Source organism: Vibrio sp. M260118 (assembly GCF_036533755.1).
In the GTDB taxonomy this organism is placed as follows: Bacteria; Pseudomonadota; Gammaproteobacteria; order Enterobacterales; family Vibrionaceae; genus Vibrio.
Genome location: NZ_JATABG010000160.1, coordinates 1 through 7706, shown reverse-complemented (window position 1 = coordinate 7706; position 7706 = coordinate 1). Strand labels below are relative to the sequence as shown.

8 protein-coding genes are annotated in these 7706 nt (G+C 46.5%); 5 read left to right on the top strand and 3 right to left on the bottom strand.

Features of this window, described 5'->3' with window-relative positions; translation table 11 throughout:
- Both QTO00_RS11015 and truC read left to right on the top strand, forming a co-directional pair.
- A partial coding sequence (locus QTO00_RS11015; RefSeq protein WP_331424855.1) for a YqcC family protein occupies positions 1-181 on the top strand: 181 nt, incomplete at its 5' end.
- Entirely contained in the window at positions 174-896 is a 723-nt protein-coding gene (gene truC, locus QTO00_RS11010) for a tRNA pseudouridine(65) synthase TruC (protein ID WP_331424854.1), read from the top strand. The genes QTO00_RS11015 and truC, both read left to right, overlap by 8 nt.
- Before the next feature lie 65 nt (positions 897-961).
- Here the strand turns inward: truC and dxs are convergent, their stop codons facing one another.
- From dxs to xseB, 3 genes are read right to left on the bottom strand one after another with little or no spacing between them, the layout of a single operon-like run.
- Positions 962-2827: a 1-deoxy-D-xylulose-5-phosphate synthase gene (gene dxs, locus QTO00_RS11005; protein ID WP_331424852.1), complete on the bottom strand. Its 1866-nt coding sequence runs from the start codon at positions 2825-2827 to the stop codon at positions 962-964.
- Positions 2828-2848: 21 nt separating this feature from the next.
- A complete protein-coding gene (ispA, locus tag QTO00_RS11000; RefSeq protein ID WP_331424850.1) occupies positions 2849-3733 on the bottom strand; it encodes a (2E,6E)-farnesyl diphosphate synthase in 885 nt (294 codons plus the stop codon).
- A gap of 21 nt (positions 3734-3754) precedes the next feature.
- The gene (gene xseB, locus QTO00_RS10995; protein ID WP_331424856.1) at positions 3755-3997 is read right to left on the bottom strand and encodes an exodeoxyribonuclease VII small subunit; all 243 of its coding nucleotides are present in this window, start codon (positions 3995-3997) and stop codon (positions 3755-3757) included.
- Between the two features lie 250 nt (positions 3998-4247).
- Here xseB and pomA point away from each other — a divergent pair, with 250 nt between their 5' ends.
- From pomA to thiI, 3 genes are all read left to right on the top strand, one after another.
- Positions 4248-5012, top strand: a complete 765-nt coding sequence (gene pomA, locus QTO00_RS10990; protein WP_331424848.1) for a flagellar motor protein PomA — start codon at positions 4248-4250, stop codon at positions 5010-5012.
- 10 nt (positions 5013-5022) lie between these two features.
- Positions 5023-5964 carry a flagellar motor protein MotB gene (locus tag QTO00_RS10985; RefSeq protein WP_331424846.1) on the top strand — a complete coding sequence of 314 codons (942 nt, stop codon included), beginning with the start codon at positions 5023-5025 and terminating at the stop codon, positions 5962-5964.
- A 155-nt stretch (positions 5965-6119) separates the two neighbouring features.
- Entirely contained in the window at positions 6120-7568 is a 1449-nt protein-coding gene (gene thiI, locus QTO00_RS10980; protein WP_331424845.1) for a tRNA uracil 4-sulfurtransferase ThiI, read from the top strand.
- Positions 7569-7706 lie beyond the last annotated feature (138 nt).

Here is a 7706-nt window from a genome sequence, read left to right as displayed (position 1 = left end):
ACGCCAGTGGCTGCAGTGGGTTTTTATCCCACGTTTTAGAGCGCTGCTGACGATGAATCAGCCTTTACCGACAGGTTTTTCTATCGCGCCTTACTTTGAAGAGAGTTGGAAAGGTCGTAGCGAGTATTCGGCGCTGATCGTTTTGATTCATAACCTAGATGAGGTGTTCAGTGATGCTTGAGATTGTCTTTCAAGACGAGTACTTCGTTGCGGTCAATAAACCTGCGGGCATGTTGGTTCATCGCAGCTGGTTAGATAAACACGAAACTCAGTTTGTAATGCAAACCCTGCGTGATCAGATTGGCCAGCATGTGTTTCCTCTTCATCGCCTTGATCGTCCTACCTCAGGTGTCCTGATTTTTGCTCTGTCGAGTGAGGTCGCTTCGCAAGTTATGCCGATGTTTGCCAACCATGAGATGGAAAAAACGTATCATGCGATCGTGCGTGGTTGGATAGAAGTGCCGGGCCGCTTAGATTACCCACTGAAAGTTGAGCTTGATAAAATCGCTGATAAACATGCGAGCCAAGAGAAAGAGGCCCAAGAAGCGATCACTGAATATCAGCCATTGGCTAAAGTAGAAATTCCGTACTCTACCGGTAAATTTCCAACAACTCGTTACTGTTTGATGGAGATGAAACCTTTAACAGGGCGTAAGCATCAACTTAGGCGTCATATGGCGCACTTAAGACACCCAATGGTCGGAGATACGACTCATGGTGATGGTAAGCACAATAAGCTGTTTCGTGAAGTCTATGACTCGCACCGTCTGCTGTTGCATGCCTCATCATTAAAGTTTATTCACCCGTTTACCGGGCAAGAGCTGCTTATTAAAGCCGGTGTGGATGAGACTTGGTTGAAGTTGTGCGGTGAGTTTGGTTGGCAAATGCCTGGATAACTGCGTGATTTGGCCTATTAAAAAGCCCTCAGAAGAGGGCTTTGTCACTTAATGTTTCGACAGGCTTACTTGGCTAGATAGTCGCGAATTGATTGCTCAATTCCTGCGGCATCTAAGCCTAACTCTTGATGTAGCTCGTCTTGTGTCCCTTGGGCGATAAACTTATCTGGCAGACCGAGGTTTAGAACTGGCTTGAGGATTTTCTCTTGCATCATAAACTCAATTACACCAGCGCCTGCACCGCCAGCTATAGCATTCTCTTCAAGCGTTACTAACACATCGTGCTCGTCAGCTAGTTGCTTGATCAATGCTTCATCTAATGGCTTAACAAATCGCATGTCAGCAACAGTAGCGTTGAGCGCTTCAGCAGCTTGTTCTGCGTTACTGAGGAAGGTGCCGAAGTTGAGGATAGCGACCTTTTCACCTTGACGGACAATACGGCCTTTGCCGATTTCTAGCTCGTTAAATTCTTGCTTAATTTCTGCACCTGGTCCAGTTCCACGTGGGTAACGAACGGCACAAGGACCAGTATGTTTATGACCGGTGTAGAGCATCTGACGACATTCGTTTTCATCGCTTGGTGCCATAATCACCATATTCGGGATGCAGCGCATAAAACTAAGATCGAATGCGCCTTGGTGAGTCTGACCATCCGCACCGACTAGGCCAGCACGGTCAATGGCGAACATCACAGGTAAGTCCATGATTGCGACATCGTGGATCAGCTGATCATAACCGCGCTGTAAGAAGGTTGAGTAGATAGCGACAATCGGGTTATCCCCTGCGATAGCCATACCTGTTGCGAGCGTAACAGCGTGCTGCTCAGCGATAGCAACGTCAAAGTACTGCTCTGGATACTCTTTAGAGAAGCGAACCATACCCGAGCCTTCACGCATCGCTGGGGTAATTGCCATCAGCTTAGGATCTTGCGCGGCCATATCACATAAGAAATCGCCGAAGATATTCGAGTAACTTGGCTTGCCACCACTGCTTTTAGGTAGCGAGTTATGGCTAGGGTCAAATTTAGGGACACCGTGATAGCCAATCGGATCTTTCTCCGCTGGCTCGTAGCCTTTGCCCTTTTTAGTCATGATATGTAAGAACTGCGGGCCTTTAAGTTCACGCATATTCTTCAAGGTCTTGACCAGTTCGTTGACGTCGTGGCCGTCAACTGGGCCGATGTAATTAAAGCCAAGCTCCTCAAATAGCGTACCAGGTACGACCATGCCTTTGAGGTGTTCTTCAGTACGACGCACTAGCTCTTTAATTGGTGGTACGCCAGATAGAACTTTTTTACCCCCTTCTCGAATAGAGGTGTACAGGCTACCAGATAGCACTTGAGCCAAGTGGTTGTTTAGCGCGCCAACGTTTTCTGAAATCGACATCTCATTGTCATTGAGGATAACCAGCATATCAGGGTGTACGTCACCAGCATGGTTCATCGCTTCAAACGCCATACCGGCAGTAATCGCACCATCGCCGATAACACTGACTACTTTGCGGTTGCTACCCTCTTTGCCTGCACTAATCGCCATGCCAAGCGCTGCACTGATGGAAGTCGATGAGTGGCCGACAGACAAGGTATCGTACTCACTCTCTTCACGCCACGGGAAGGGGTGTAGCCCATCTTTCTGGCGGATAGTTGGCATTTGGTCTCGACGGCCCGTGAGAATTTTGTGTGGGTATGCTTGGTGGCCAACATCCCAAACCAGTTGGTCATACGGGGTGTTGTAGACATAGTGAAGAGCGACAGTAAGCTCGACTGTACCTAGGCCAGAGGCGAGGTGTCCGCTCGACTGGCTGACCGAGTTTAATAAGTAGGTGCGTAGTTCATCACACAGTTTTGGTAGCACATCTTTAGGTAGGCTACGTAGCTCATCTGGCGTATCGGCTAATGCCAAAGTTGGATATTTCGAAATATCAAGAGTCATAGTTATTGCGCGCTTATAGTGTTAGTTCTTGCGCTCGATGACATATCGGGCGAACTCTTCGAGTAACTCTGTATTGTATGGGATTGCCTCTAAAGCTTGAAGGGCTTCATTTAACAGAGTGTGAGCTTTGTTGATAGCTCCGTCTAATCCAAGCAGTGCTGGATAAGTACTTTTGTTTAATTCTTGGTCTGAGCCTTGTGGCTTGCCCAAGGTTTCCGTATCGCTAATGATATCTAAGATATCGTCTTGAACCTGAAATGCGAGACCCACTGCATCAGCGTAGCGATCGAGCTGCGGCAGTACTTCGAGTCCTTTCTCACCAGCGGCTAGAGCGCCTAGTCTGATTGCAGACTTCATCAAAGCACCTGTCTTATGGCGGTGAATCTCTTCAAGTTCTTGCAGTGAAACATTTTTATTTTCCGCCGCGAGATCCAGGGCTTGGCCCATACACATACCATCTGCACCAGACGCGTCAGCGAGTACCTTTACCATCTTTATACGGTTGCTTTCCGCATTCGGGTTTAATGACCCTTCCGCTAAAATAGTGAATGCTAAGGTTTGCAGCGCGTCGCCAGTTAAAATGGCTGTTGCTTCATCAAACTTAATGTGACAGGTTGGCTGGCCGCGACGCAGTGCATCATCATCCATTGCGGGCAAGTCATCATGGATGAGTGAGTAGGCATGAATGCACTCCACAGCCGCTGCTGGAGTATCAAGGTCGTTAAGGTCGCGTCCTAACATCTGGCCTGTGATATACACAAGAAACGGACGTGCACGCTTACCTCCAAGTAGCAATCCGTAGTTCATTGCTTCAATGAGTGGCAGGTGCTGATGAGGGAGTGCTTGTAACCAGTGGTTTAGCTGATCATTGCTTCGCTGTTGAAGTGAGGTTAATACCTCTTGCATGGCAGAACTCTTCTATAACTATTAATCAGACTGAGCTTCAAAATCAGAAAGTGGGGAATTATCATCGTTTTGTAACAAAATACTAACACGCTGTTCTGCGTCGATGAGTTTGGTTTGCCCTGAGCGAGCAAGTGCAATACCACGTTCGAACTTTTTAAGGGCATCTTCCAATGCTAAATCACCGTTTTCGAGGTTTTCTACGATGCCATCGAGCTCTTCAATGGTCGCCTCAAAGGTCATGTTTTCTGGTTTCTTGCTTGCCATATTGGATTCACCTAGAGAATGATGCACGAAAGTTACCTTAGCCGATCATTATGGTCAAATTTAACCGAATAAATTTATCAGAAAAATCGAGCTTGTCCGGTCATATTCTGCATCCAAGCGTATTATAGGGTGGGCATCGGCCACTCAGCATCTATATTTATGTGAGTGTAGTACCAATAAAATACTAAAGATCTTAAGATGTTGCCGATATAATTTGTTAGAAGCTTAACGATAGCATGAGGAGTGCTCTGTGGATTTAGCAACGCTAGTAGGACTGATTGGCGGTTTTGCTTTTGTCATCATGGCAATGATACTAGGCGGAAGCATCATGATGTTCATCGACGTAACGTCGATTTTGATCGTGGTGGGTGGCTCTACCTTCGTAGTGTTGATGAAGTTCACTATGGGGCAATTCTTTGGCGCAGCAAAAATCGCGGGTAAAGCGTTCATGTTCAAGGCGGACGAGCCAGAAGACCTGATTGCTAAAGTGGTTGAAATGGCTGACGCCGCGCGCAAAGGTGGTTTTCTTGCCTTGGAAGAAATGGAGATATCGAATAGCTTCATGCAGAAAGGTATCGACCTACTAGTGGATGGTCACGATGCTGATGTGGTGCGTGCTGCATTGCAAAAAGATATTGCCTTGACAGATGAGCGCCACGATTTTGGATCGAGCGTGTTTAGAGCATTTGGTGACGTTGCCCCGGCAATGGGTATGATCGGTACTCTAGTTGGTCTGGTTGCTATGCTTTCCAACATGGATGACCCAAAAGCGATTGGTCCAGCAATGGCGGTAGCACTTTTGACTACCCTATACGGTGCAATCCTATCTAACATGGTTTTCTTCCCAATCGCGGATAAGCTGTCTCTGCGTCGTGAGCAAGAAAAACTCAACCGTCGTCTAATCATGGATGGCGTATTGGCGATCCAAGATGGTCAAAACCCACGTGTTATTGACAGCTATCTGAAGAACTACCTCAATGAAGGTAAACGTGCTCTTGATGTAGATAACGAGTAAGGTGGCTGATATGGAAGAAGAACAACCCAAATGTCCACCACCAGGCCTTCCGCTGTGGATGGGGACGTTTGCTGACTTGATGTCACTGTTGATGTGTTTCTTCGTACTTCTGCTCTCGTTTTCTGAAATGGACGTACTGAAGTTTAAACAGATCGCAGGTTCAATGAAGTTTGCTTTCGGTGTGCAAAACCGACTGGAAGTCAAAGACATCCCGAAAGGTACTAGTATTATTGCTCAAGAGTTTAGGCCAGGTCGTCCTGAGCCGACACCAATTGATGTCATCATGCAGCAGACGATTGATATCACTCAGCAAACTCTAGAGTTTCATGAAGGTGAGTCGGATAGAGCAGGCGGTACTCAACGCGATCAAGGTAAATTAACCGGTGGTCAATCGCCAGATACGGCAACTCAGAACAACCAAAACTCCGAGTCAGATAATCCGCAGCAGCAATCGGCAGAGATGTCGCAAGAGCTTGAAACCATTATGGAGAGTATCAAGAAGGCTCTTGAGCGAGAGATTGAGCAAGGTGCGATTGAAGTTGAGAACCTAGGTCAGCAGATTGACATTCGCATTCGTGAAAAAGGTGCGTTCCCAGAAGGCTCTGCATTTTTACAACCTAAGTTCCGCCCATTGGTGCGCCAGATTGCGGATTTAGTTAAAGATATTCCAGGCGTGATTCGAGTGTCTGGTCATACTGATAATCAGCGAATTGATTCAGAGCTCTATCGCTCCAACTGGGATTTGTCTGCGCAGCGTGCGGTCTCCGTCGCGCAAGAGATGGAGAAAGTACGCGGATTTGATCATCAGCGGCTGCGTGTGCGCGGTATGGCTGATACCGAACCACTGGGGCCAAACGATACTGAAGCGCAACGTTCGCGAAATAGGCGGGTTGAAATCAGTATTATGCAGGGTGAAGCGCTACTCAGTGATGAAGTTCCTGCAATACAGTAAGCTAAAATAAACAAGACGAGCACAAACGCTCGTCTTTTTTATGGTCTTTGCTTCATGTATAATCTTGCGCCCTTAGAGGCGGCTCCTCGTGAAGTTGAGCGGCTTGGCTCTTAAGAGCATGAAAATAGCGTAACAGTAAACTTGTGAAGTGAATTATGAAATTTATCGTAAAGCCCCATCCAGAAATTTTTGTAAAAAGTGAGTCTGTGCGTAAGCGCTTCACAAAGATTCTTGAATGTAACATCCGCAATATTATCAAGAGTCATACAGAGTCTGTTGCTGTTTTCAACCGTCGTGACCACATTGAAGTAACCTCGGAGTCGGATGAATTTCGCAAAGAGACGATCGACATACTGACTCGCACTCCGGGTATTCACCATGTACTGGAAGTTCAACAGTCTGAGTTTAAAGACCTGCATGACATTTTCGAGCAGGTGTTAGAGTTAAATCGTCCGCATCTTGAAGGCAAAACGTTTGTGGTACGTGCTAAGCGTCGCGGTAAGCATGACTTCACATCGATCGAGTTAGAACGCTACGTAGGTGGTGGTTTGAACCAAGCAATCGAAAGCGCCAGTGTTAAGCTTAAGAACCCTGATGTGACGGTGAAAGTTGAAGTAGCGAATGAAAAGCTAAACCAAGTAATCGCACGTTACAAAGGTCTAGGTGGCTTCCCTCTTGGTACGCAAGAAGATGTACTAAGCCTGATTTCTGGTGGTTTCGACTCTGGTGTATCTAGCTATCTACATATCAAGCGTGGCTCAAAGGTTCACTACTGTTTCTTCAACTTAGGTGGCCCTGCACACGAGATCGGTGTTAAGCAAGTTTCTCACTACTTATGGAACAAATATGGCTCATCAGCCAAAGTTCGGTTTATTTCGGTAGATTTTGAGCCTGTTGTGGCTGAAATTCTTGAGAAGGTCGATGACGGCCAAATGGGTGTGATCTTGAAGCGTATGTTTATGCGTGCCGCGGGAATGGTGGCTGAGAAGTTCAAGATTGAAGCCTTGGTAACAGGTGAAGCATTAGGTCAGGTATCGAGTCAGACGCTAACTAACCTACGCCATATCGATAATGTCACGGACTCTTTGATCCTTCGCCCGCTAATCAACTGGGATAAAGAAGACATCATCAACCTTGCACGTGATATCGGTACTGAGGACTTCGCTAAGACCATGCCAGAGTACTGTGGTGTCATTTCTAAGAAGCCAACAGTGAAAGCTGTGAAAGCGAAACTGGAAGCGGAAGAAGCCAAGTTCGATTTCGATATCTTAGAGCAGGTAGTACGTGACGCCCGTGTAATGGATATCCGTGATATCGCAAAAGAGACTGAAAAAGCAGCACCTGAAGTTGAGCAAGTTCAAGCCGTTGAAGAGCATGCTGTCGTACTGGATATTCGTAGCCCCGAAGAGGAAGACGATAACCCATTAGAGATTGAAGGCGTGGAAGTGAAGCACATTCCGTTTTTCAAGTTGGGTACACAGTTTGGTGATTTAGACCAATCTAAGACCTACCTGCTTTATTGTGACCGTGGTGTGATGAGCCGTTTGCAAGCTCTCTACCTACAGGAACAAGGCTTCAACAATGTGAAGGTTTACCGTCCGTAGTTTTTAGCTAAGAAAGTTAAATAGAATTTAGCTAAAAAGTTAGATAAAAAAGCGCAATCCTATTGTTAGGCTTGCGCTTTTTTTGTTTCTTATGATTGATCATTTTCTTGAAACATAAAAAAACACCGCCATAGAGGC

Bases quoted from the DNA above. Each gene is read 5' to 3' on its own strand.
- dxs (WP_331424852.1), bottom strand. From the start codon at position 2,827: ATGACTCTTGATATTTCGAAATATCCAACTTTGGCATTAGCCGATACG.
- truC (WP_331424854.1), top strand. From the start codon at position 174: ATGCTTGAGATTGTCTTTCAAGACGAGTACTTCGTTGCGGTCAATAAA.
- QTO00_RS10985 (WP_331424846.1), top strand. From the start codon at position 5,023: ATGGAAGAAGAACAACCCAAATGTCCACCACCAGGCCTTCCGCTGTGG.
- ispA (WP_331424850.1), bottom strand. From the start codon at position 3,733: ATGCAAGAGGTATTAACCTCACTTCAACAGCGAAGCAATGATCAGCTA.
- thiI (WP_331424845.1), top strand. From the start codon at position 6,120: ATGAAATTTATCGTAAAGCCCCATCCAGAAATTTTTGTAAAAAGTGAG.
- xseB (WP_331424856.1), bottom strand. From the start codon at position 3,997: ATGGCAAGCAAGAAACCAGAAAACATGACCTTTGAGGCGACCATTGAA.